General features: G+C 48.5%; 20 protein-coding genes. 15 read left to right on the forward strand and 5 right to left on the reverse strand.

The features are described from left to right. Positions 1–23 precede the first annotated feature (23 nt). On the reverse strand, positions 24–971 hold the full coding sequence (locus JUB14_RS02920) for a fasciclin domain-containing protein (protein WP_207504265.1): 948 nt from the start codon (positions 969–971) through the stop codon (positions 24–26). Between the two features lie 232 nt (positions 972–1,203). Beyond that, entirely contained in the window at positions 1,204–2,184 is a 981-nt protein-coding gene (locus tag JUB14_RS02925; protein ID WP_207504266.1) for a fasciclin domain-containing protein, read from the reverse strand. A gap of 149 nt (positions 2,185–2,333) precedes the next feature. Here JUB14_RS02925 and JUB14_RS02930 point away from each other — a divergent pair, with 149 nt between their 5' ends. The 13 genes from JUB14_RS02930 to JUB14_RS02990 all read left to right on the forward strand — a co-directional run bounded on the left by JUB14_RS02930 (position 2,334) and on the right by JUB14_RS02990 (position 20,195). Further along, positions 2,334–2,930 carry a 3-keto-disaccharide hydrolase gene (locus JUB14_RS02930; protein WP_229367659.1) on the forward strand — a complete coding sequence of 199 codons (597 nt, stop codon included), beginning with the start codon at positions 2,334–2,336 and terminating at the stop codon, positions 2,928–2,930. A 98-nt stretch (positions 2,931–3,028) separates the two neighbouring features. Further along, positions 3,029–6,022 carry a ligand-binding sensor domain-containing protein gene (locus JUB14_RS02935; protein WP_207504268.1) on the forward strand — a complete coding sequence of 998 codons (2,994 nt, stop codon included), beginning with the start codon at positions 3,029–3,031 and terminating at the stop codon, positions 6,020–6,022. A gap of 342 nt (positions 6,023–6,364) precedes the next feature. Further along, entirely contained in the window at positions 6,365–7,072 is a 708-nt protein-coding gene (locus JUB14_RS02940; protein ID WP_207504269.1) for a GntR family transcriptional regulator, read from the forward strand. Between the two features lie 44 nt (positions 7,073–7,116). Then, positions 7,117–7,878, forward strand: coding sequence for a deoxyribose-phosphate aldolase (deoC, locus tag JUB14_RS02945; protein WP_207504270.1), 762 nt, complete (start codon positions 7,117–7,119; stop codon positions 7,876–7,878). A gap of 119 nt (positions 7,879–7,997) precedes the next feature. Then, positions 7,998–10,172 (forward strand): TonB-dependent receptor, encoded by a 2,175-nt coding sequence (locus JUB14_RS02950; RefSeq protein WP_207504271.1) that lies wholly within the window; start codon positions 7,998–8,000, stop codon positions 10,170–10,172. Positions 10,173–10,314: 142 nt separating this feature from the next. Then, the gene (locus tag JUB14_RS02955) at positions 10,315–10,974 is read left to right on the forward strand and encodes a hypothetical protein (protein WP_207504272.1); all 660 of its coding nucleotides are present in this window, start codon (positions 10,315–10,317) and stop codon (positions 10,972–10,974) included. Positions 10,975–11,053: 79 nt separating this feature from the next. Next, positions 11,054–12,514 carry a histidine kinase gene (locus JUB14_RS02960; RefSeq protein WP_207504273.1) on the forward strand — a complete coding sequence of 487 codons (1,461 nt, stop codon included), beginning with the start codon at positions 11,054–11,056 and terminating at the stop codon, positions 12,512–12,514. Between the two features lie 35 nt (positions 12,515–12,549). Beyond that, complete coding sequence (locus tag JUB14_RS02965) at positions 12,550–13,329, forward strand: LytR/AlgR family response regulator transcription factor (protein WP_207504274.1); 780 nt, start codon at positions 12,550–12,552, stop codon at positions 13,327–13,329. Between the two features lie 225 nt (positions 13,330–13,554). Next, positions 13,555–14,307 (forward strand): undecaprenyl pyrophosphate synthase, encoded by a 753-nt coding sequence (uppS, locus tag JUB14_RS02970; RefSeq protein ID WP_207504275.1) that lies wholly within the window; start codon positions 13,555–13,557, stop codon positions 14,305–14,307. 6 nt (positions 14,308–14,313) lie between these two features. Further along, positions 14,314–16,914: an outer membrane protein assembly factor BamA gene (gene bamA, locus JUB14_RS02975; protein WP_207504276.1), complete on the forward strand. Its 2,601-nt coding sequence runs from the start codon at positions 14,314–14,316 to the stop codon at positions 16,912–16,914. Between the two features lie 49 nt (positions 16,915–16,963). After that, on the forward strand, positions 16,964–17,530 hold the full coding sequence (locus tag JUB14_RS02980) for an OmpH/Skp family outer membrane protein (RefSeq protein ID WP_207504277.1): 567 nt from the start codon (positions 16,964–16,966) through the stop codon (positions 17,528–17,530). Positions 17,531–17,569: 39 nt separating this feature from the next. Then, positions 17,570–18,199: an OmpH/Skp family outer membrane protein gene (locus JUB14_RS02985; RefSeq protein WP_207504278.1), complete on the forward strand. Its 630-nt coding sequence runs from the start codon at positions 17,570–17,572 to the stop codon at positions 18,197–18,199. Between the two features lie 385 nt (positions 18,200–18,584). Beyond that, positions 18,585–20,195: a hypothetical protein gene (locus JUB14_RS02990; RefSeq protein WP_207504279.1), complete on the forward strand. Its 1,611-nt coding sequence runs from the start codon at positions 18,585–18,587 to the stop codon at positions 20,193–20,195. Between the two features lie 52 nt (positions 20,196–20,247). On the opposite strand, the gene JUB14_RS02995 is transcribed toward JUB14_RS02990, so the two are convergent. Both JUB14_RS02995 and JUB14_RS03000 read right to left on the reverse strand, forming a co-directional pair. After that, positions 20,248–21,024 (reverse strand): lipoprotein signal peptidase, encoded by a 777-nt coding sequence (locus tag JUB14_RS02995; protein WP_207504280.1) that lies wholly within the window; start codon positions 21,022–21,024, stop codon positions 20,248–20,250. Positions 21,025–21,115: 91 nt separating this feature from the next. Further along, the gene (locus tag JUB14_RS03000) at positions 21,116–22,318 is read right to left on the reverse strand and encodes a proline dehydrogenase family protein (protein ID WP_207504281.1); all 1,203 of its coding nucleotides are present in this window, start codon (positions 22,316–22,318) and stop codon (positions 21,116–21,118) included. A 202-nt stretch (positions 22,319–22,520) separates the two neighbouring features. On the opposite strand from JUB14_RS03000, the gene JUB14_RS03005 reads away from it, so the two are divergent. Beyond that, the gene (locus tag JUB14_RS03005; RefSeq protein WP_207504282.1) at positions 22,521–23,615 is read left to right on the forward strand and encodes a chorismate mutase; all 1,095 of its coding nucleotides are present in this window, start codon (positions 22,521–22,523) and stop codon (positions 23,613–23,615) included. A 179-nt stretch (positions 23,616–23,794) separates the two neighbouring features. Beyond that, entirely contained in the window at positions 23,795–24,832 is a 1,038-nt protein-coding gene (locus JUB14_RS03010; protein ID WP_207504283.1) for a glycoside hydrolase family 43 protein, read from the forward strand. Positions 24,833–24,842: 10 nt separating this feature from the next. Here JUB14_RS03010 and JUB14_RS03015 read toward each other — a convergent pair whose 3' ends face one another. Next, on the reverse strand, positions 24,843–25,382 hold the full coding sequence (locus JUB14_RS03015; protein ID WP_207504284.1) for a DinB family protein: 540 nt from the start codon (positions 25,380–25,382) through the stop codon (positions 24,843–24,845). Between the last annotated feature and the right edge of the window lie 77 nt (positions 25,383–25,459).

A 25,459-nucleotide genomic window follows, 5' to 3' on the forward strand; every position in this document is an offset into this window, starting at 1 on the left:
TTGAAAAAGTACAATTATTTACCTTATGGTAACAATAAGCGATCTATAACATGTATTACCCCATTTTGGGCCAAAATATCAGCCCTGGTTACGTTAGCAGGCTGTTCCATATTTCCCGGGCCTGATACTTTCAGGCCGTTGGTGGTTTCTACCCGTATCTGCTTGTTGGAAGCGGTGGTAAGTGAGCCGGTAGCTAGGTTTGTCGAGAACAGGCGACCCGGTACCACATGGTACATGATGAGAGAGGTCAGAGCCGTCGGACCTGCGGCCTGCAGAGCCGCCGCTGAGGGAAAACCCGCATCGATAAAGGCCTGATTGGTCGGTACAAAAACAGTATAGGATGAAGCATCCGATGTGAGCTTAGTCAAAATATCGGGGTTAGAAGTAGCCGCACGTGTAATAGCTGCTACCAGGAAGCTATATTCGTCGTTTCCCTGTAAAATATTCATCAGACTACGGTTTGCCGGTACGATCAGCCGGTCTATGACATGGATAATGCCATTAGCGGCTTTTATATCCATATCTATCACTTTGGCTCCATTAATCGATGTCCCGCTACCCGTTTTAGTGATAAACGCTTTGTTGTTGGCTAATGTCGGTAATTCCTGATTGGTACCCGTACCCAGGTCCTCGGATTTGATCGCCGAAGCCATGATGTGGTATTCCAGTATTTGCCTTACTGCCGCAGCCGGGAGAGCCTGTATGGCGGCGGCATCCGGGTATCCCGACGCATGAAAAGCACTGTCGTTAGGTGCAAAAACAGTGAGGGTACTGGTTCGGAGGGCATCGCTTAACCCGGCGTACTTTATCGCTGCATAAAGAATACTAAAATCTTCATTTTCAAAAAAAACATCAGTTACTGTCTTTGGCTTCACATCCTGGTCCGCCTCCTTACATCCTGCTATACTAATCAGGAAAACCAGGGCTACCAGTTTGGATGTATGTTGCAGTAAGTAGTTTAATTTTTGCATAGTCGATAAAGTAAGTTTTGTGTCAGATGACTCTTATTCTCCAATCGAAAACGAATGTAGCCGCTTAATTGGTGGATTTGAGCCGGATTAATTATACACTATATGCGAAGGTATAGGATTTTAATGAGTCTTTGGAATCGAAAAGTACATCTGATATAGATAGGAAAGAGCATTCTACTAAAAAAGCGGAGCCCCGATGAGGGCTCCGCTTAGTATGAATCTAATGAGTAACCTATTGAGCAGGTGTAGCAGGCGGAGCTGCTGGCATCAATACCCGATCTATAATGTGTACGATACCATTGGTAGCCATCATGTTGGCCTGAGTTACGGTAGCTGCCATTGAGTTGTTACCACTTCCAGTAATACGTACGCCGTTGCTGACATCAACTACGAAGGGAGTCGTGGCGGCCGTAGTCACATTACCGTTAGCCAGGTTAGTTGAGAATACCCGGCCCGGTACTACATGATACAGAATAACGGACGACAGAGTAGCCGGACTAGCTGCCTGTATGTCAGCCATTGTGGCGAATCCTGCATCCATGAACGCCTGGTTAGTAGGGGCAAACACAGTGAAGGCTGAGTTGGTAGAAGCCAGTGCCGTCATAACCGCCGGATTGGCCGAAGCAGCGCGGGTTGCGGCTGCTACCAGGTAGCTGAGGTTGTTGTTGTTCTGCACCAGTTGCATCAGGTTCTGGGTCGCTGGCATCAGTACCCGATCTATGATGTGGATAATGCCGTTATCAGCCGCGATGTCGGCTTGTACGACACGGGCTCCGTTTACAGACACACCGCTCGTGTTCTTGGTCACGTAGACCATGCCGTTACCCAGTGTTGCAAACTCCTGGTTATCTCCATTCTGTATGCTGCTGGAGGTGTTACGGGTGTTGATTACGTGGTACTGCAGTATATCTTTTACTGTATTGGCAGGTAAAGATGTAATAGCAGCGGCATCAGCATAACCCGAGGCGCGGAAGGCATCATCATTTGGTGCAAAAAGCGTTATAGTGCCAGTACGTAGGGGTTCCATCAGACCAGCATGTTGCAGAGCAGCTTCCAGAATTGTAAAGTTGTTGTCTCCCTGAATGATATCAGTCACCGTTTGTGGTGTTACATCATTGTCATCATCATCATTTTTACATCCTGCTGCGCTGAGTAGAAGAGCCACAGCTACCATAGAGGTAGCCCATCTCATCCAAAAATTCACCTTTTTCATACCTTGAAATGGATTTGAGTTGTTATATGTATATTAACAACCCATAAACTGGTTAGGAAGAGGAATGTTCTACCTTTGATTAGAGTCTATTCAGTAACTAACAATAATAAGTACTTATGAAAGATTGCAAATGGTTGTATGTTTGTGTCATGCTGCTCCTGGCTGGCACTATTTCTGTTGTGGCGGGTACTACCGATGGCCCTGGCAAAAAACGCGTAAAACTTTTCAACGGTAAAAATTTATCGGGCTGGAAGGTGATCGGAACAGAGAAGTGGTACGTTGATAACGGGGAGCTGGTATGTGAAAGCGGACCTGATAAGGGGTACGGATATCTGGCTACTGATAAGCCGTATAAGAATTTTGATATGACGGCGCAGTTTAAACAAGAGTCCGAAGGCAATAGTGGCATCTTTTTTCGTTCTAACTTCGAAGGAACCAAAGTATCGGGCTGGCAGGTTGAGGTAGCTCCACCTAACCACGATACGGGCGGTATTTATGAATCATACGGCCGTGAATGGCTGGTAAAGATTCCTGAAGAGAAGGAAGATATCCTTAAGTATGGCGAATGGAACACAATGCGTATCCGGGTAGAAGGTGATCACGTACAGACCTGGCTGAATGGTCAGCCTATGGTAGATTTGACGGATGAGAAGATAGGACGCGGAGAAGGCTCCATCGCCTTGCAGATTCATGACGGAGGAGGTATAAAGGTACGGTGGAAAAATCTGGTATTAGAAGAACTTTAAAAAGGCTTTAAACAACTGTTTTGCCACATAGAATACATATAAGACTCTTATTGATGGGGTGGTGCTGGCTGTATGCTTTGGTAGCATACAGCCAGTCTATGCAGGTACAGCGTATAACCGTTAAGGATGGTCTGTCGCAGAGTTCCCCCTACCATATATTTAAAGACTCAAGAGGTTTTCTATGGCTGGGAACTCTGGATGGCGTCAACCGGTTTGATGGAAACCGCTTCCGGATCTATAAGCCCGACGCCGGCAATAAATATTCGTTTCATGGAGTAAATGTATCCGGTATCGTTGAAGATAAAAACGGCGATATCTGGATAGGCTCCGAAGAAGGTCTTAACCGCTACGACCGCAAATCAGACCGGTTTTTTCTGGTCCGTACTTCCCGCCAGAAAAAGCGTACCTCTCCCTTTTATGCGGATGAAAAAGAGCTCTGGTTCTCCCAGGAAGGCGATGGTATAATGGCCTATGAGTTCAAGACCAACCGCCTGCGGCGTATAGGCTCTTACGCCTACCTGAGCCGTGACTTTGACTATGTCGACTGGACCACCCGCTCTCCCTTCGGGGATGTGTGGATGCTGGCTCCCAAGGGTGTGGTACGGTTCGATATCCGCAGCAAGACGTACCACTACTACTTCAATAACTCTTCCCGCAATGAGTACGGTCAGCCTTTGAATGTGTACTCTCTTATAGTGGATAAGCATAATGTAGCCTGGCTGGGTACTGACCACGGCCTGGTACGTTTTGACCATCAGCGAAAGAAGCACGAGGTGTTTGAATGGGCTTCAGAAGAGGAACAACTGGGGGTAGTATTTAGTATTTCGGAAGATCATAATGATCAACTGTGGCTGGGGACGCAGCGCAATGGCCTGTGGACATACGACAAAAGCACCAAACGATTCAAAGAGTTTCAGTACCGGCCTAACCTACCGGAGAGCCTCAGGAAATTCGAGTTCTACCGGGTGTATGTTGATAATACCGGTATCATATGGGCCAACTCCGATCCCGATGGACTTCTTAAAATAGTCCCTAATGCCTCCATGTTTGGGTACCTGGGCCAGTCCAATCCCGGACAGCCCCAGCGCAACCTGAGCGATCCGTCGGTACGAAGCATCGGCGAGGATGGGCACGGGCGGATCTGGATTGGTACCGAAGGAGGTCTGGATATTTTTGACCGAAAAAGTGGTTTGATCCGGGAGCGATACTTCACCAATGACCATAATATTCTTAAGTACATATTCCGTGATAGCAAGCAGCGCATGTGGATAGGTACTTATGGCGGTATTATGCAGTTTGATGAGGAGACCAAGCAGTTCAAAAAGCATCTGTTCGACTCTGACAGCAGTAGCCGTACCTATGTGCGTAATATAGTAGAACTGCCTAATAAGAAATTTCTGATTGGTACCCCCCTGGGAATGTGGCTGTTTGATCCGGTGACGGAGGCCTACGAGCGGGTTCCACTGCTGAAAGACCGGAATATATTTGCTACCTACCTGGACAGGCAGGGAACACTATGGCTAAGCTCGTATTTTGAAGGCCTGTATGGGTATCGTATCAGCAAGGGTAAATGGCAGAAAGTATACGAAGGTTTACATGATTTTAATATCAATGCGATCCAGGAAGATGCCCGTAATAATGTGCTCTGGATTGCTACCGAAAAAGGGCTTGTAGCTTTTGATAAATCCAAGAAGGACTACCGCCTCTATAGCGAAAAGGATGGGCTGGCCAATACCTACATCTATGGTCTGCTGGTTTGTGATGATAATCAGATATTCCTGAGTACCAATCATGGTATATCCAGTCTGGATATACCTACGGGTGTTTTCTGTAACTACAACCTATCAGATGGTCTGCAGGGGTACGAGTACAATGGGAATGCGTTTATGATGTCGTCCCGGAACGAGTGCTACTTTGGAGGGGTCAATGGTGTGAATTACTTCTATCCCAGCCAATTCAGAAAGCTGTCGTACCGACCTCACGTGTATTTTCATAATTTCCGAGTAAATGAAGAGCCTTTCGAAGCCAACGGCTACATCAACGAAAAGAACATCATCTACCTTCAGCACGATCAGAATACGTTCTCGCTGGAGTTTGCTTCCATAGATTACTATAGCAATGGCCGCAACTTCTACCAGTACTACCTAGAAAACCAGGACGAAGGCTGGGTCAACGCCGGTGACCGCAACTATGTACGTTATGCCAATCTGTCACCGGGAAGGTACCTGTTGAGAGTCAAAGCGGCTAATCGGGACCGGGTCTGGAACGGGCAGGAGCGACAGCTTCTTATTGTGATCAAACCTCCTTTCTGGCGTACCTGGTGGTTTTCGGCTTTTTATCTGCTACTAGTAGGGGGAGGTACTTACCTGATCGTACAGGGACGCCTGCGACACCTGAACCGCCAGCAGCAGGAGCGTCTCAAGATAGTACTGGAAGCTCAGGAGCAGGAGCGTAAAAATATAGCGCAGGACCTACACGACGAGGTAGGCTCGCGGCTGGCTACCCTAAAACTCTACCTTTCGTCACTTACCAACTTCTTAAAGGATAATACTGAAGCGCAGCGCATCAAGCAGGAAGCCTTTGATATCATCACTATTTCGATGATTGACATCCGGCGTCTGCTGCGCGAGCTAAATCCCAAGACCCTCGAGCAATACGGGTACGCGGCCGCCGTGGAGGAACTGATCGGTAAGATCAACGCTTCGGATCAGGTACGGGTTTCGTTTGAATGCCGGAACCTACCGGAAGATCTGCCCAAGGATATGCAGATGGGATTGTACCGTATCACGCAGGAGCTCCTCAACAATACACTCAAGCACGCCAATGCTACCGAAGTCGTTATTTCCGTAGTTCCTTCGGGTAGTACTATTTCGTTCTTCTATAGCGACAACGGTAAAGGCTTTGATTTTGCGAAGGCCAGCAAGGGCCTGGGACTTGGAAACATCGAGTCGCGGGTGACTGTACTGGGTGGTAAGATCGCCTGGTTCTCCTCACCGGGCAGTGGCCTGGAAGTCACTATCGAGATTCCTAATGTACCCATCCGAAGAGGGGCCGCTCTCAATGGGGAGGAGCGTGTACCTGGTACACCATAATACCCGGCAAGTTTGCACGTATCAATAAGTAACGGCCTGTACAGGTTTCTAACCCGTACAGGCCTGTTGCGTCTACACGTATTATCAGTCTATTTTCCGCCGAAAATCTGGAACCTCCCTATCTATTATCTACTAGAGGTATTCCGTTAAACGCGTTCTTTCAGCCACTATCCAGTATAATTATAGGTTTTATCTAATAGTATATATGAATATATCTGTATATAATTAATTCAGTTAAAATTTGGGAGTAATATAGATAACGTATCAACTTTTATTGGAATCGTGGAAAAATTCCGGATTATGTAGTCAAGTTGTCTATACATCTTACCCTTATACGCATTCATGCAGAACTCTCATTACCAGAAGCTGTATATAAATCTAAAGAGTCAGATTCAAAGCGGACAATATAAAGAGGGAGACTTGCTTCCCTCCGAAAATGAGCTGGGCTGCCAGCACAAGATTGCTCGTATGACTGTGCGAAGGGCGCTTACTGAGCTGGCCAGAGAAGGGTATATCCGTAAGGTGAAAGGGAAAGGGAGTATTGTCAGTGCTACCCGGAAGTCGCTGGGACTGCTTTCCTTCAAAGGTTTTTCGGAGGTGGTTGGAGCCGAGCACCAGGTAAAGACCATGATGCTGCGTATTCCTACATCAGCCGTGTGGCCTGAACGATTTTTTTATGCACTGAATGAAGAAGAAGCAAAAGCAGGGTGTATCTCATTCGAGCGGGTGCGCTTTGTAAACGAAGAGCCCATCATGATCGAGTATACCTACCTGCCGCACTCGGGCTTGCACGAGTTCTGTGAAAAGCCCTTTGTCGATGGGTCGTTGTTCAAAACACTAAGCCTGAATCACCAGATCGAGATTACCAATATTGAGCAGGACATACGGGCGGTATCGGCTGACGAAGTCACGGCTTTTCTGCTGAAGGTCAAGCCACTAACGCCTCTCGTACAGATTTACCGCCGCTACCATACCAGCCGCCCCGACTACTATATCTATAGTCATCTGTACTGCAATACTGAGCAGTACACCATCAGTAATTTTCAGTAATACACCTTCATCATTTATATCAACAGCCCGCATGGGCTCCTATTATGAGCATTATCAACGAACTAGCCAAAATGATTGATCACTCCCTGCTGCACCCTACCATGACCGATGCGGACCTCCGCCAGGGTTGTGACATAGCGCGCCAGTATGGGGTAGCATCCGTATGTATAAAACCCTATGCGGTGGCAGCGGCAGCCGAATGGTTATCCGGGTCGGATGTACTTGTGGGTACGGTTATTGGCTTTCCGCAGGGCAATAGCCTCGTTAGTATCAAAGTGGCGGAGGCGCTTCAGGCTTGCCGCGATGGCGCTACCGAGATAGACATGGTCGTGAACATAGGCAAGGTACTGCAGGAGGACTGGGACTACGTGCGGCAGGAGATCAAAGCTGTTACCGATGCCTGCCATGCCGAAGGGGCTATCGTGAAAGTGATTTTTGAAAACGACTATCTACCTAACGATACCTATAAGATCAGACTATGTGAAATATGCAGCGAGGTAGGGGCGGATTTTGTCAAGACCTCTACCGGCTACGGATTCGTGAAAGGCACCGACGGGAAATACTCCTATGAAGGAGCTACAGAACACGATCTGAAGCTGATGCGCCAGCACAGTGCGCCCCAGGTACAGGTAAAAGCCGCCGGAGGGGTACGTACGCTGGATGACCTGCTGAAAGTGCGGGAGTGGGGAGTTACCCGTATCGGAGCCACTGCTACCATCGCTATCATCGAAGAAGCCAGGAACCGCTTCGGCGGCGGAAGTACCGTAGCCAGCCCGGTAGTATCAAACGATACGTCGGGCTACTGACCCCATTCATTCTCCAAATCCTGAAATTCACTCTGCCGTTCGCGGCGGTTCGTCTGAATTGACTACCCGGGAGGCTTCATAGCTAATAGTTTTGTGTCAACCACATAAAGCTATTAGCCATGAAGCCTCTTTACTTTTTACTATTCTTACTCACCACTACGGCTCAGGCCCAGACACTCCTCAGCGGCAAGGTCACCGACCGTAAGGGTCACGCGCTACCTGGTGCCAACGTGTTTCTGAAAGGTACCTACGATGGAACGTCCACGGATACACTAGGTAGATTTAGCTTTGAGACCTTTGAGAAAGATACGGCTACGCTGGCTGTCAGCTACATGGGCTATGAGTCCTTTGAGAGAAAGCTTCTGCTGGATCAGAAAGAGGTAGTACTGACCGCAAAGCTGGAAGAGCTGGCCAATGAGCTGAATACCGTAGTCATTACGGCGGGCGCCTTTGAAGCCTCGGATGAAAAGCGGATGGCCATGCTCAAACCACTGGATATTGTAACTACCGCCGGAGCCGCCGCCGACATTACGGGAGCCATGCAGCTACTGCCGGGGGCACAGCGGGTAGGGGAGCAGGAGGGACTCTTTGTACGGGGAGGTTCGGGTCTGGAGACCAAGGTAGTCATAGACGGGATGATCGTACAGAATCCATTCTTCAGCTCAGTACCTGATGTGCAGCAACGGGGGCGATTTAATCCGTTTATGTTCAAAGGTACTTCGTTCAGTACAGGGGGGTACTCAGCTCAATATGGGCAAGCGTTGTCGTCGGTGCTGCTGCTGAATACCACTGACAAAACCAGCGGCAATGGACTGGGTGTAAGCCTCAACCTGGCTAGTGCGGGCCTCAACTACGACCATGCTACCGAGAAGCAGTCGGTGTCGGTGGTAGGGTACTATGGTAATCTTAAGCCGCTCTTCGCGCTGGTGCGGCAGAATATCGAATGGCTGCACGAACCGGAGTTTGTAGGCTCGTCGCTGACCTACCGATTCAAAACTTCCCAGACGGGCCTGCTGAAAGTATACGGTATGTACTCCGATAGCCGCATGAGCATGAACTCGGTAGTGCCGGGCGGTGAGGGTATCAAGAACCGCCTCGACCTGCACAACCGCAATGCCTTCACCACCAGTACCTACACCGATAGCTGGGCGGAAGGTAAGTGGTTACTCAATTCAGGCTTCTCGTACAGCCGCAACAGCGACAACATGGCCTTTGATGGCTTGGGTATGGATCGGCTCGACGAGCGTACTCAGGCACGGGCGGTACTGACCCGGCTCTTATCAGGAAATAACTCAGTACTATTCGGGGCCGAGATTCATGCCATCAACTTGCAGAACGGCTTTGGTGGTACTAGTTACTCCTTGCATGACCGCTACACGGCGGCTTTTGCCGAAACCGAAATCTACCTGAGTCGCCAGATGGCCGGACGTGTGGGGGTACGGACGGAGTACTCCTCCCTGCTCAACCGCTTCAACCTGGCGCCCCGACTCTCGCTAGCCTACAAGACAGGTACCTATAGCCAGGTATCATTGGCGGCGGGGCAGTTTTACCAGAATCCCGACTACCGCTACCTGTATCGGAACCCCGACCTGAACTTCGAACGCGCCGACCACCTTATCCTGAACTATCAGGTGATGAAGAAGGGCCGTACCTTCCGGGTAGAGACTTTCTACAAAAACTACGCACAACTGGTACGTGAGTACACGGGGCAGCCTTTTGACACCAACCCCTACCGCTTCCCCTGGGGGAGTACCAACAACGCCGGCTACGGCTATGCACAAGGCTTTGACCTGTTCTGGCGCGATCAAAAGACTGTAAAGAGCCTTGACTACTGGGTTACGTACAGCTACGTAGATACCCGACGCCTGTTCCAGCAGTACCAGGTACTGGCTACGCCTACTTTTGCCTCCAACCATAACGTGAGCCTGGTGGCGAAGCGGTGGTTCGACCAGCTCAAAACCAGCGTAGGGATGACCTATGCCTACACCAGCGGCCGTCCGTACTACAACCCCAATCACGAGCGCTTCCTGACCGATAAGACCCCGGCGGTACATAACCTGAGCTTCACAGCCAGCAAGCTAACCAGCATCCGGGGCAATTTTGCGGTACTGTACGTGGCCGTTGATAATCTGCTCAATACCCGCAACGTATTTACCTACCGCTACACCGCCGATGGCCGGACCCCGAATGGATATTCGCGCTACGCCGTAGGTCCGCAGAGCTATCGCAGCTTCTTCGTAGGTATGCAGGTATTCCTGTCGAAGAAGGCGGTGGTGAAGAAGGAAGATTTGTAATAATCAAGAATTGATAATTATGAATGAAGAATGTTTTTTTCTCAACAAGCTACCATCTGTATTGATATAGAAAAGTCCAAAAACTAACAGCTACTAACTAACAACTACCACCTATCTACTAACAACCAAACAAACCATTGCCATGAAGACAATCTTTATTTCTGCCCTTACCCTGGTACTATCCATGACGCAACTATTTGCTCAGAGCGACAAGTACACCCAGGCCATGACTACCACCGTAGACGCCCTTAACCAACAAGAGGGAAAGCAGCCTGATATGGCGGCTTATCAGGAGTTGGCCAATCGTTTTGAACGTATCGCGACGGCAGAACCCAAAGAGTGGCTCCCGCGCTACCACGCCGCCTATTGCTACACTATGCTGGGCGTCATGGGAGATGATGCGACGCAAAAAGAGCAACGACTGGATAAAGCCGAGGCAATGCTGAAGGAAGTGGAAACGCTGGACGGACAGCCGGACGATGAAGTAGAGGTACTTAAAGCGTTTGTAGCGCAGGGACGGCTGGCCATTGATCCTATGTCGCGCTGGCAGACCTACGGAGCTGTATTTGGGGAACATTTGGCAGCTGCTAAGGCTGCTAACGCCGACAATCCACGCATCTATGTACTAGAGGGTACCAGTTTGTTCTACACGCCGGAGCAGTTTGGCGGTGGAAAGAAAGTGGCAAAGCCTCTGTTTGAAAAAGCACTGGAAAAATTCGCTACCTTTAAATCACCAGGTGCGACCTACCCACAGTGGGGGAAGGGGCAGGCTGAGTGGATGGCAGCTCAGTGTAATCAGTAGATAGTACTTTGTATAAACAGGCAGGTAGTGGCCGTCCGATGGCAAGAGATATATCGGGCGGCCCTAAACCAGTACAGATATGAATCGCCAGGAACTGCTTGACAAGCAGAAACAAACAAAAGGGGCACTACGAGTACGGGGTACCTCTATGAATGATCAGGATTTCAGCTACATGGACCTGTCCGGGTCTGACTTTAGCTTTGCTAGTCTCAACCGGGCCAACTTTGAAGGCAGTAACTTACAGAATGCTGTGTTTAAGTTTTCTTCTTTGAAAGGGGCCAATTTCCGGAATGCCGACCTGACCAATGCAGATCTGAGCTGTAGCAATCTGGTAGGAGCAGACATGACCGGAGCCCGGATTGGTGGAGCCAACTTTAGCTTTTCGGCCAAGAGTAGCAGTAGCTCTACCTGGCGTGAGCTGAGTCTGACGGGACTGCTACAGAGCCAAACCTGGATGGCTACGGTGCTGGCTATCCTGATGGGAGCAGTTATCGTCTACGGTGTAAGTGGTATTGTCTACTTTACCAATCAGATGTTGACCGCATCGGACCCGCTGGTGATGCGGTTGAATCAGTGGGTAGTTATGAACAACATCCTGGCCGGTGTTATGACAGTAGTAGTCACCCAGATGGTATCGCCCTGGCTCGAAACTACGTTCAGGCATTCCTACGTACAACACATCATTCTATCGTTGATCATACTGATTTCCTACCTTAGTCTGACCAGCGCCTTTTACTTCTGGCAGGGGCGGGCTATATTTTCAAGGGCTGAAATCACATCGGTTAGTCAGTTTCGTAACGCTCCCTGGTATGTATACACATTTGGTCCTCTGCTGGTGTCCAATATCTTCTACTACCTGGGCCGGCAGGGCCGGCAGCTTACCCAAAAGATCACGGAGCAGGAGTATCAGCTACTCAACCTCGAAAAACTGAAAACTCGTGCGGAGCTGGATGCGTTGCAGGCCCGGATTAGTCCGCACTTTTTGTACAATTCACTCAACAGTATAGCCAGTCTGGTACACGAAGATCCGGATAAAGCCGAAGAGATGACCCTGCTGCTCTCCAAGCTATTCAGGTACACAACAGGGCGCAAAAACAACGACTACTTTGATACAGTCACCCAGGAGCTGGAGATGGTCCGGACGTACCTGCAGGTAGAGCAGGTGCGCTTTGGCGACCGGCTTCAGTACAAGGTGGAGGTGGCCAGTCCGGAACTGAATGAGTTGAATATTCCCAAGTTTATACTGCAGCCCCTGGTCGAAAATGCGATCAAACATGGTATTTCCAAGCTAGCGGATCAGGGTTGTATCGTGGTGCGTATTTATGAGTCGGGGGGCTGGCTGCAGCTGTGTGTGCAGGACAACGGTCCCCAGTTTTCTGAAGCCATGGGCGGAGGCTACGGCATCCGGAGTATTCAGGATAAACTGAAGCTACTCTACGGAGACGATGCCCGGCTAGAGCTGCATAATCAGCCTGTTAAATACGTTGCCATTGGTATCCGCATGTTGCGCCTACAACAGGGGTCGGCTCCTGCTGCTTAATCCAGATTATCAGTACAATTATTATTTCACTCACTATGCAATTTCCTCTACGAACCATACTTATTGATGACGAGCAACTAGCCCTGAATCGCCTGCGCCGATTACTGGAAAAACACCCGGATGTATTTCAAATAATAGCTGAGGCCCGTAACGGAGCCGAGGGACTGGTGATCCTGGAAGAGCATCGGCCCGATATTATCTTTCTGGATATTGAAATGCCGCTCCTGAATGGCTTTGAGATGCTGTCCAGGGTAACTACCATGCCCATGGTGATATTCGCTACCGCTTATGACCAGTATGCTATCCGTGCCTTTGAAGAAAATTCAGTTGACTACCTGCTGAAGCCCATCGAGAACGAACGCCTCCTGAAGACCATTGACAAGCTACGTAGCCTGGTAATTAATGGCCAGCAAAGTCAGGTTCAGAACCCTTACGCTGATAACCTCCTGCGTCTGCTAGAGCAGATGAAGCCAAAGAAAGAGCTGTTTTCCCTATCGGTCAAAACGGGCGATAAGATCCTGCTGGTACCTCTGAGCGAAATCACGCATTTTGAGGCGGAGGACAAATATGTGTTCCTGAATACCCTAACCGGGCAGAAATATTTATTGAACTATACCCTGACTACTCTGGAAGAAAAGCTGCCCAATCATTTTGTGCGGGTAAGCCGGTCGGGTATTGTCAATACACATCATATTGGTGAAATTCAAAAGTATTTCAGTGGCAAATATCTGATACTGATGCGTGACCGCAAGTCTTCACAGCTGCAGACAGGTAGTACCTATAGCGATAGCATCCGCCATCTTATTGATTTATAATACGATTGATAGTACGTATTCCGCAGGAGATACTTTGAAGAGGGCTTACTTATTCCTAAATTGCGCCCCTGTTTTTAGTTGGCTACTCCTCCTCTTTTGATAACCGCTGGCTCACATGCTTCGGGTAATTGCATAAATTGGATTTATCCGGAGGAGTCAACTAGGCGCAGATGCAATCATATCTATGCTATCAATTGTTAAAAAAAGTTAAAAGAGGCCTGCGGAATGAAAGAACTGATTGACCAGAGCAATCTACCAAAGCACATAGCCGTTATCATGGACGGTAACGGACGGTGGGCGCAGAAGCAGGGCGCGGCACGCATATTCGGTCATCGCAACGCTATCAAAGCGGTACGTGAAGTAGCGGAAGGATGTGCCGAACTTGGAGTGGGATATCTGACACTCTACGCATTTTCAACCGAGAACTGGGCACGTCCCCGAATAGAAGTACAGGCCCTTATGGAGCTTCTGGTACATACCATCCGAGATGAACTTCCCACATTGCAAAAAAATAATATACGCCTGGACTCAATAGGCGACCTGGACAGCCTGCCTGCTGGCTGCCGTCGCGAACTTTCCGAAGCTATCGAAAAGACCCGTAGCAATACTGGTCTGAACCTGATACTGGCGCTGGGATACAGCGGCAAATGGGACATAGTACAGGCCGTTCAACAGCTGGCACACGAGGTAAAATCTGGTCAATTACAACCCGAAGACATTAGTGAGGGTCTTGTAAATGAGCGGCTTGCTACGCAGGGGCGTCCTGACGTAGACCTTATGCTACGTACCGGCGGCGATCATCGTATCAGTAACTTCCTGCTGTGGCAGCTGGCTTATGCTGAGTTGTACATCTATGATGATGTTTTCTGGCCCGATTTCCGCAAGAAACACCTGTATGAGGCTATTGTGTCTTACCAGCAGAGAGAGCGGCGGTTTGGCAAGACTAGCGAACAGGTTAAAGTGGGTGGTGTTAAATAATTCGATATGAACCTCTTCAGATCTTTTACCAAAAATTTTGATTGCTTCGGCATCCGCACCGGCTCAGCTCTGGTAGCGCTACTACTAGGCCTGACACTTTCAGCCGAGGCACAACGCATCGGTCTGGGTAGTGGTAACACCAACGCCCCTCGGTCTACTACCGAACTGGACTATGCTAATCCCAAAGAGTACGAAATAGCGGAAGTAACGGTATCGGGTACTCAATTCCTGGATCCTAACTCCATGATCTCGATCTCTGGCCTTAAGGCCGGTGATAAGATACGTATTCCGGGTCCGGCCGTTACATCATCCATTCGTCGGATGATGGATTTTGGTACGCTGGATGATGTCGAAATCATGTACACCAAGATTGAGGGCGATAAAGTATGGCTGAACATTGATATCAAAGAGCGTCCCCGTCTGTACAAGGTGACCTTCTCGGGCATCCGAAAAGGAGAGCAGACCACGCTGAACGATAAGGTAAAGCTGATAAAGGGGCGGGTAATTACACCGACTATCATCAAGAACACACAGCTGGTGATTAAGAAGTTCTTTATGGATAAAGGCTTCTATAACACGTCAGTAAAGGTGGTACAAATACCTGATTCTTCACGCGGACAGGCTACTCTAAATTTTATTGTAGATAAGGGTAAAAAGGTAAAGATTGAAGAAATTAATATTGAAGGTAACGAGGCCATCTCTGACGGGAAGCTGAAGCGTAAGCTAAAAGGTACTAAGGAGAAGAAACTGTGGCACGTATTTACACCTTCTAAGTTTATACCTAAGAAATACGACGAAGATAAGGATAAGCTGATAGCCTTCTATCGTAAAAACGGGTACCGTGATGCGACCATTGAGTTTGATACGGTAAAGCGTGACGGTGAAGATCTGCGCATAGCGATGCGAATTGACGAAGGTCCTAAGTACTACTACCGCAATATCACATGGGATGGTAACTATCTGCACAAAGATGAGCGGCTAAGTACTATACTTGGACTCAAAAAAGGAGATGTATATAATCCGGAAGAACTTGATAAGAAGATTAACGGGATACCCGGTGCCGATGTAAGCTCGCTGTACATGGACGATGGCTACCTGTACTTCAGCGCCAGACCCATTGAGAAAGCTGTTGAAGGCGACTCTATCGATATTGAGATGCGTATTTTCGAAGGAAAGCAGGCTACAATTAACCGCATCATCCTGAATGGAAATACCAAGACCAGCGACCGGGTAGTACTTCGCGAACTATTCACCCTGCCGGGACAGAAGTTCAGCAAGACCGAGCTGATTAACACCCAGCGTCAGCTGTCTCAGATGGGCTATTTTGACCCTGAAAAAATTCAGATCAACCCTGTTCCGAACCAGGCTGATGGTACCGTGGATATTGAATATACCGTAGAAGAGAAGCCCTCTGACCAGATCGAGCTCTCAGGTGGTTGGGGAGGTTATATCGGATTTGTAGGTACCCTGGGACTCGTGTTTAACAACTTCTCCCTGCGTAATATACCTAACCGCTCTACCTGGCGGCCCCTGCCTTCGGGTGATGGTCAAAAACTAGCTGTTCGCTTCCAGGCCAATGGTCGTCAGTTCCAGACCTACTCACTCTCGTTCAGCGAGCCGTGGTTTGGTGGTCGTAAGCCCATCAACTTGGGGGTAGCGCTAACGCGTACCGTATACCGCATTACCGATTATGCACAGATGTACCGGAGGGTATCGGCCAGAGATCAAAGCTTCATTGGATCGTACTACAACAATGGTATTACTTTCTCGCTGGGGCGTCGTCTGAAGGAGCCGGATCGTTTCCTGGTACTAAGCCATTCACTGTCGTTGCAGCGTTACCGTCTGGACAGCCTTGACTTCTTTAACATAGGCTACAGAAATGGTATCTCTAACAACATTACATTCAATACTACGCTGTCGCGTAATACCCTAAGCGACTTCCAATATCCTCGTAGCGGATCATCGTTCTCACTAAGCGCTACCCTGACGCCTCCTTATTCGGTATTCCGTCAGAAGGAGTTCAGCGATTCGCAGGATCGCTTCAAACTAGTAGAGTACCACAAGTGGATGTTCGACGCCAGCTGGTACGCAACTATCACGGGTAAGCTGGTAGTAAGTGCCCGCGCTCATATGGGCTTCCTGGGTAGCTATGGTAGTAAAGTAGGCCTTAGCCCCTTCGGACGGTTTATTGTAGGTGGATCCGGTCTGGCCGGACAGGGATCATTCGCACTGGCTGATCAGGACATCATCGGTCTCCGTGGATACGAAGACCGCAAGGTAGGCCCGCTGAGCCCTAACGGAACTTTGACCGGCGGCGGCGGTGTTGTATACAATAAGTTCGTTATGGAAATGCGCTATCCCGTTTCGCTCAATCCACAGGCTACCATCTTTGTGTTGAGCTTCCTTGAAGGAGGTAATAACTGGGGTAACTACCGTGACTACAATCCTTTCGACATCAAACGTTCGGCCGGGGTGGGTGCACGTATATTTATGCCAGCTTTTGGTTTGTTAGGTATCGACTGGGGATACGGTTTCGACCGGATTCAGGGCTCGCAGACCCGCAGTGGAGGGCAGTTCCATTTCACAATTGGTCAGCAAATCCGATAATAATGGGCAGGAGTGTTCGTTATAGTGTGCAAAAAATCAGCCCCTTCGCATGAACAAGTTCCTAATTTTAGTAGTTTTGTCGTCCATTTTACCGGTAACGGCTCAGGCTCAGAAGATTGGGTATGTAGATATGGAGTTTGTGACCAGCAAAATGCCGGAATACCAGCAAGCACAAGCCGAAATCAACCAGTTTTCGGAAAAGTGGGCGAAGGAAATTCAGGAAAAGTTTACGGAAGTAGACAGGTTGCAACGAGCCTACATGGCTGAGGAAGTACTACTGACTGACGAACTCAAGCGGAAGCGTCAGAACGAAATTCGGGAAAAAGAACTCGAAGCCCGCGAGTACAACAACAAGGTATTCGGCATGAATGGCATGCTGTTTGAGAAAAAAAAGGAACTCATGAAACCGGTACTCGAACGAGTGCAGCGGGCAGTGGATAAGGTAAGTGCCCAGCGGCGTCTTGACTTTCTGTTCGACAAGTCCAGTGACTTTGTGATGATCTATACTAATCCCAAGCACGATTATACAGATTATATCATGGAGGAGTTAGGAATTGACATGAAGCCCGCAGCAGCCACAACCAGTCAGACAGTGGCGCAACCTGTAAAAAAATAGTACTATATACAACCAGAAAACCAAAATAGTTATATACCAATGAAAAACAAATTGTTTGCTTTGTTGGCGGTATTTGCCCTAGCTAGCACCCCTCTCCTGGCTCAGACTACCGCATCGACAACTCCTACCAAAATAGGATACACTAACGTGGATTTTATCCTAGGTAAGTTGCCCGACAGCAAGAAAATCCAGAACGAACTAGAAGTAACCAAAGCTCAGCTAGACAAAGCTCTTTCTGATAAATATAAGGAGTTCCAGGATAAACTTGACGTATATAACAAGACTGCCGGTAACATGACCGATGTGATCCGGGCTGATAAGGAGAAAGAATTGCAGAATCTGCAGAGCTCTATCCAGGACTTCCAGCGTAACTCAGAGCAGTCTCTTCAGACCAAGTACCAGCAACTGCTAGAGCCAGTACTTGGCAAGATCAACACCGCTATTCAGGAAGTAGGTAAAGATAATGGTTACCTGTACATCCTGAACTCGGATGCCGGAGCTAACACGACTCCTATCCTGCTGTACGTTGGTTCAGAAGATAATAACGTAACTGATCTGGTACTGAAAAGACTTGGCGTTGATCCTAAAGCTGTTGAGCAGCCTGCTGCTGCTAAACCAGCAACACCAGCGAATGCTACTAAGGTTAATACACCGGCTCCTAAGAAATAATCAGGACAGGTTCCTAACTTGCAGAGCGGGGCTATGTAGCCCCGCTCTTTTTGTTTATGAAGCATTGGACAAATAGTTCTAAGATTCTCTGACAGATTACCTGTGGACGTTGTTGTTACTAATACAAATTGCACTGTAGTCGTTCCAGTAGATATTGTTAGCACCTTGGGAAGGTTGAATAGTATACTAGTTATATTACTACCTAGTACTTCTCTACGATATTATTTTGGAGCCTTCTCGTGGAAAATTGCAATTAGTGCTTGTGGAGTGAGATAGGGTAGTTTGAAAATTAAAATAGCACAATACTAGCTTTGATGGATACGGGATTCACTAATTTTGCGTTACAACAAGGTATCCCCGCGTATAGACACATATTGAAATATACATGTATTTACTTAGGAGATTAAGCTGCTGGCTTATTGCACTGCTTGCCACAGCTCCCGCTTTCGCACAGGACTCAATTACTAATGTATCCGGTACTGAGCCCTTACAACTGATACTTCCTACTAAACCTGACTGGAGTATTGTGGAGGAGGGACAGGATGTGACTTTTCAGCTTACTACCCGGGGCGGAAAGTCTGATACGGTCTATTATAGCATCGTAAAAGGGCGTCAGGAAGGAATGATTTTTGATACCCTGGGTAAATTTGCCTGGAAGCCTTCCTTCGATATCGCAGATCGTATTAATACTGTAAAGACCATTCCGGTTGTTTTTGAGGCGCATACTACCGCCGGAGAAAGTGTCACACAGCAGGTAAATTTTAAGGTCGTGCATGTCAACCGTCCGCCTGAGGTTGATGAGATTCGCCCATTCTATGTACAGTACAGCAATCAGAACACGTACCAGATTGATATGAACGCGGTGCGTGATGCTGATAATGATCCCATCGTAATCATACCGGTTGCGGAGCAGATGCCCGAAGGAATGAGGGTGTCGGCTTCAGGCGAGGTAGTTTGGGCTCCTTCTCAAAGGCAGTTCAATATCCTTAGGAATGGTGGTCCTCGCTTCATCGAATTTTACGTCGAAGATCAGCCTTCGAAGGCTCGTACTAAAGGCCGGTTAAAGCTGGAGATTACGCAGATGGACCTCGAGCCCGAGATTACAGCCGTACCTAAGGACCTGGTTATTAAAAGCAAGGAGAATAGTACCATCAATATTAAGTTCTTCCTTTCTGATCCGAATGGTGATGAAGATATCACAGCTTTTGATTTTATATCTGATAACCGCGGCGTACCATCCAAAGCACTGGTCAAAAATACCCCAACCAGCTATGAGTTTATCTGGGAGCCAGGCTATGACTTTGTAAAAGACCCGTTCGACTCGCTTGCTTTTGATATTACATTTTATGTGCTGGATAAGGCCAAGAACCGTAAGGAGAGAAAGTATCGGTTTGTAATTCAGAATACTGTGAATGAAGGCCAGCGCGATAAATACCTGTATACATTGTACCGCCAGTCCCTGGTCAATGCCTGGGGGCTTCTGGAGCAGATGAAAGAGAAAGAGGAGGAGCTTAAAAGAGGCTACCGCCGCGCTAAAAAGGGAAAGCAGAACCGCTCCGTAGTAAATGCCTCACTGGGGGCTGCTACGGGTCTGGCACCGGTCATAGTGAGCCCGAATAACCCGGAGTCCCAGATGGTGCAACGACGAATATCTACCATAGGTGGTACTACCGTTATGACCATTGGTACCCTTGAAGCCACTGAGGTAATCGGGAAGTCCACCAAAGACCTGCTGGATCGCTTCAACTACGTGATGGAGAAGAAGAGTGACCTGCAGTACAAGGGTGATATATTCGCTCGTGAATACGCACTCAAATCAGCTCGACGTAATCCGGATTTTATCCGTAAGCTGGATGAATTCCGGGCTGTAATGAACCTGAGAGGACTGGTAGCTCTGGAGCTGGACGCCAACTGGGAAAACAAAAAGGAAGCCACTGACAAAGCTATAAAGAGGGCCTTCAAGGACTTCTCTCCTCTGGATGAAGACCAGCAGTAAGTAGCACAACAAGAATTTCAACAACAGGCAGTTGTTATAAAAAAAGGAAGCGTTAAACGCTTCCTTTTTCATTTTCATCCGTGGTAGTATCTGGATCTCCCGAACTAGCGGTGGGATACTCAGTATCGGGAGTTATGATGTTATAATTAACAGTACTGTCTCTTTCTTCTTCCGGTTGTGTAGCGACTACCTCTATGTCGTCAACGGGTTTAGATTCGTCACGATGTTCATCCTCTTCGTGTGGGGGAGATGTGAAGAAATGGCTCTGGAAGATCAGTATAAAACAAACACCTACGAATATACAGGCATCAGCTATGTTGAAAATAGGCGTAGAGTAGTACTGCCCACCCCAAAGAGGTACCCAATCCGGAATAAATCCTTCCCAGAAGTCAACAAAAACCATGTCAATAACCTGTCCGTGGAACCACGGAGTAGGAGACCCATAGGGAGCATTGCCTAGAAAAACACCATAAAAGGTACTATCTATCACGTTACCGACGGCCCCCGCCAGGATCATGGACAGGGCCCATAGCAGGCCAGAAGCCGCGCCACGGTAAGCCAGGTGTACCAGGTACCAGCCTATGGCACCCATTGCTACCAGACGGAAAAGTGTCAGAAACAATTTGCCGTACTCATGGCCAAGCTGCATTCCGAATGCCATCCCTGGATTGAGTACATAATGTAGTTTAAGCCAATCCCCAATCAAACTGATCTGGCCCGAGAAGCCCGGCTCCATATTGTAATGTACCAGTAACTTGGATGCTTGATCTATGCCGATCAGTAATACGCTGAAAAGTAGGTATTTAATGGGGTTTTTGGAGTGGTTCATTCTGCACGGGTTGAAAAAATTTCTTCCTTAGCACCACCCAATAGTAGGCTAAGGAAGAAAGTGAGATGCAAAAATAAGCTTTTTTCCAGGCTTACATAGTACTTATGCCACGGCGTTTGATTTCGCTCTTTACCAGAAGGTACTCTCGGCTACTCTGACCGGCAATAGACTTGTTTTCCTGAGCGCGGCGGAACAGATAAGGCATCACAGCATCAATAGGTCCGTAGGGCACATATTTGGCTACGTTATAGCCTGCTTTGGCCATATTGAAGGAGATATTGTCGCTCATACCCTGCAACTGTGCAAACCACACGCGCTGGTCATTTTGTGCTATACCCCTTTTCTTCATTTTGCTGGCACAGCATAGCGAGCTGAACTCATTGTGGGTACCCAGGCAGACAGCAATATGCTCAATGTGCTCCAGACAGAAGTCGACCGAAGCATTGAAATCATTATCGGTTGCTGCTTTATTCTTATGAACCGGATCACAATATTGATTTTCACGGGCGCGCACGCGCTCCTTCTCTATATAGGCACCACGTACCAGCTTAGCCCCCAGGTAGTATCCCTTGTCACGGGCAGTGAGGTAGGCATTTTTAAGCTGTCCAAGGGTTTCATGGCGGTACAACTGGAAGGTATTGTAAACGATGGGTTGCTGACGGTTGTACTTACCCATCATTTCGTAAGCCAGCTTATCGATCACATCCTGAATCCAGCTCTCTTCAGCATCGATAAAGATACGAACGCCCTTGTTACAGGCACGGGAGCAAAGGCTGTTGACCCGTGAACGAATCCGCTCGAAAGCCTCCTGTTCACTGGTAGTGAGTTCGGCCTTCTGCTGTACTTTTTCCAGTAGCTCAGTAGAGCCGATACCGGTCACTTTAAATACCGTAAAGGGAATGTGCTCGGACACAGCCGCTTTATCAATAGTACGTAGTATCTCGGCGGTAGTTGCTTCGAACGATTCTTCACTGTCTTCACCCTCCACCGAATAGTCCAGGATAGTGCCTATACCTGACTGAGCCAGAGCCGAAATTGTTTTTTCGCAATCGGTAATGGTCTCACCACCACAGAATTGTTCAAAAATGGTGTTCCGAATAAGATTTTTTACAGGTAAGCGTAACTCTAGAGCTAACTTTATAAAAAAAGTACCTAAATTTACAAGCCATGCCTGATTCATCATGGCAAAGAGCCAGTAGGTTTTGCGGAGTTTCGAATCAGATTGGGATGCGAAGGCTACGGAAGTGTCTTCAAATAATACAGGTGAAATGTCTTGTTGCGCTATTGAAGCCATTTTTATGTTTTAGCAGGTTTACTTAGTTCTTATAACAACGTCATTTTACCTCTATAACATACTCAGAAACAAAACAGTTTGTCATTGATAGAGGTGGTTTAGTTGTTGGGGCAACAAAATTAGTGAAACCCATGAATACCCTTGACACCCTCCCGGATAATTATAGTATTTTTTATTTTTATAATAGGTTAAGTTGTTGATTATGAATGCTTCGTTAGACATCCTACCGCTCAGTAGCTGGATCAATACCGACGGTAAGCCCTTGGTGATTGCCGGACCGTGCAGTGCCGAAACAGAGGAACAAGTTTTAGAAACCGCAACCCAGATCAAAGAAGAAGGTTTTGCGCACGTAATCCGGGCCGGTGTCTGGAAACCACGTACGCGTCCGGGAAGTTTTGAAGGTATGGGTGAAGCCGCTCTGCCCTGGCTGCAGTCGGTTAAGAAGGAGACAGGTTTGCCTGTAGCCGTAGAGGTAGCTACTCCACAGCACGTGGAGCTGGCGCTGAAATACGGCGTTGATATACTATGGATCGGAGCCCGTACAACGGTTAACCCCTTCAACGTACAGGAGCTGGCCGATGCCCTGAAAGGTGTGGATGTACCCGTGCTGATCAAAAACCCTGTGAATCCTGACTTACAACTATGGGTGGGTGCTTTCGAGCGTCTCAACCAGGCTGGTGTACGTAAGCTGGGAGCTATTCACCGTGGTTTCTCTAACGCACAGGAGACGAAGTTCCGTAACTCGCCCATGTGGCAGATCGCTATTGAGCTGAAGACACTCTTCCCTCAGTTGCCTGTTGTCGGTGACCCTAGCCATATGGCCGGTAAGCGTGCTTACCTGTTTGAGCTGGCTCAGCGTGCACTTGACCTGAACTACGATGGTTTGATCATCGAGTCACACCGTGACCCTGATAAGGCGTGGTCGGATGCTGCACAGCAGCTGACACCTGCCGCTCTGGGCGAAATGCTCCACGAACTGCACGTTCGTCGTGAGTCGTATGGTAGCGAATACCAGAGCCAGCTTGAGATCATCCGTGGCAAAATCGATCACCTGGATCGTGAGCTATTAGAGAATCTGGCAGCTCGTATGTCTTTGATTGAAAAACTAGCCGAATACAAGCGTGACAATAACGTAGCGGCTTACCAGGTAGATCGTTTCCGGGAGGTACTAAAAACTCGTGAAGAGTGGGGCAAGAGCCTTAACCTGTACCCAACGCTGGTAGACGAGCTATTCAAACTGGTACATATGGAATCCATTCGGAAGCAAACCGAAGTAATGAACCAAGTTAGCGCGTAACATACGCTGATGTAGTATAAAAAAGCTGCTTTCGAAAGAAGGCAGCTTTTTTTGTTTTTAGCGCCTAACCACCATCGGTATAGTAGTATAAAAGTGCGAAGCAGGTTAAAATATCAGTATTATAATAAGTAAGGAAGAGAGGGTAAGCGTCTTGCTTATACATAATTTAGACCAAGCCTATGAAGCGTATTATCTTCCTCTTACTACTCGTCATTGGCGAGGTATCAGCTCAGACATTTCAGAATCCGCTCCTGCCTTCCGGCCCTGACCCGTGGAGTATCTACAAGGATGGGTACTACTACTACATGCATACGATGGGAAACCGGCTGGTACTTTGGAAAACCGATAACCTGGCCCGACTACCCGAGGCCGAGCAGAAGACAATCTGGACACCACCCCCGACGGGGCCGTACTCCAAACAGATCTGGGCTCCTGAAATCCATTATCTAAGGGGCAACTGGTACATTTACTTCGCAGCGGATGACGGCAAGAACGAAAACCACCGGCTGTGGGTACTTGAGAACACCTCACCTGACCCCATGCAGGGCGAATGGACGCTCAAAGGCAAGCTTGCTGACCCCGGCGATCACTGGGCCATTGATGGCTCTGTATTTGAGCATCAGGGGCAACTCTACCTGGTATGGTCGGGCTGGGAGGGGTACCAGAACGGGCGTCAGGATATTTACATCAGTAAGATGAAAGATCCCTGGACTATGCAGGGGGAGCGGGTGAGAATAGCTACACCTACCTTTGACTGGGAACGGCACGGTACCATTAATGACTGGCAGAAAAAGAACGAGCCGCCCGTGGTACTGGTCAACGAAGGGCCACAGGTACTAGTCCGCGGCAGCAAGGTACACATCATCTACTCGGCCAGTGGCTGCTGGACCGACCACTACTCTCTGGGCCGGATCACAGCCCCGGCTACCAGCGACCTGCTGGCCCCGGCTTCGTGGAAGAAGCATCCCCAGCCCGTATTTCAGCAGTCGGCCGAGAATGGCGTATACGGTACCGGTCATAACTCCTTCTTTACATCACCTGATGGCAGAGAGGACTGGATCCTGTACCACGCCAACTCCGAACCGGGTCAAGGCTGTGGGAGGTTACGCTCTCCCAGAGCTCAGAAGTTTGAATGGGATGCTGACGATAATCCGGTATTTGGTAAACCTGTTCCTGCCGGTACCAGGCTGCCAGTACCAGCGGTAGGTGCTAGATAGTTTACTGATCCTAGAATTCAAAGAAGGGAGGCTCGATGCCATTTAAGCGTAGGTACACCAGTGCCTGCGCCCGGTGGTGAGCCGTATGCATAAAAGCTCTTAACAAGAAGTCGCGTCCGGTATGCTTCTGCCAGTACTCGTGGGTACCATAGCCGGTTTGGTCCAGTTGATGGTCGCTGAGCTTTTCGATGATGGCAGTACATTGGTCATTACAGGTAAGGTAGTAGTCTCGTAAAGTGGCCTTGCTGGTAGTGTCAGGCTCCTTGACTGGAGCTTGATTAACGATAGAGCCGATGAAGAAGGTATTCCAGTGGGCGGTGTGGCTAAACAGCTTTCCAAACGACATCTGGTCGGGAGTAGGTTTATAGTCAAGACTAGCTTCCGGCATCTTATCAAGTACCTTCAGACTATAATCCCGGGTGGCTTGCCACCGGTGAAGAAAATCATCCCGGAAGGTACTACTGGCCGAGGAAGATGTGAAGCCCAACGCTGGTAATGAAGCCAGCAAGGTACTACCCGTTATTGTTTGTAATGCTTCTTTTCGATTCATCAGTTGACTGCCGGTTGAGTAATAAGAGTGACCTGTAATGAAAGGTAGTACAAGCCTATATCTACCAGCAGGAGGGT

Source organism: Telluribacter humicola (assembly GCF_017355935.1).
Taxonomy (GTDB): Bacteria; Bacteroidota; Bacteroidia; order Cytophagales; family Spirosomataceae; genus Telluribacter; species Telluribacter humicola.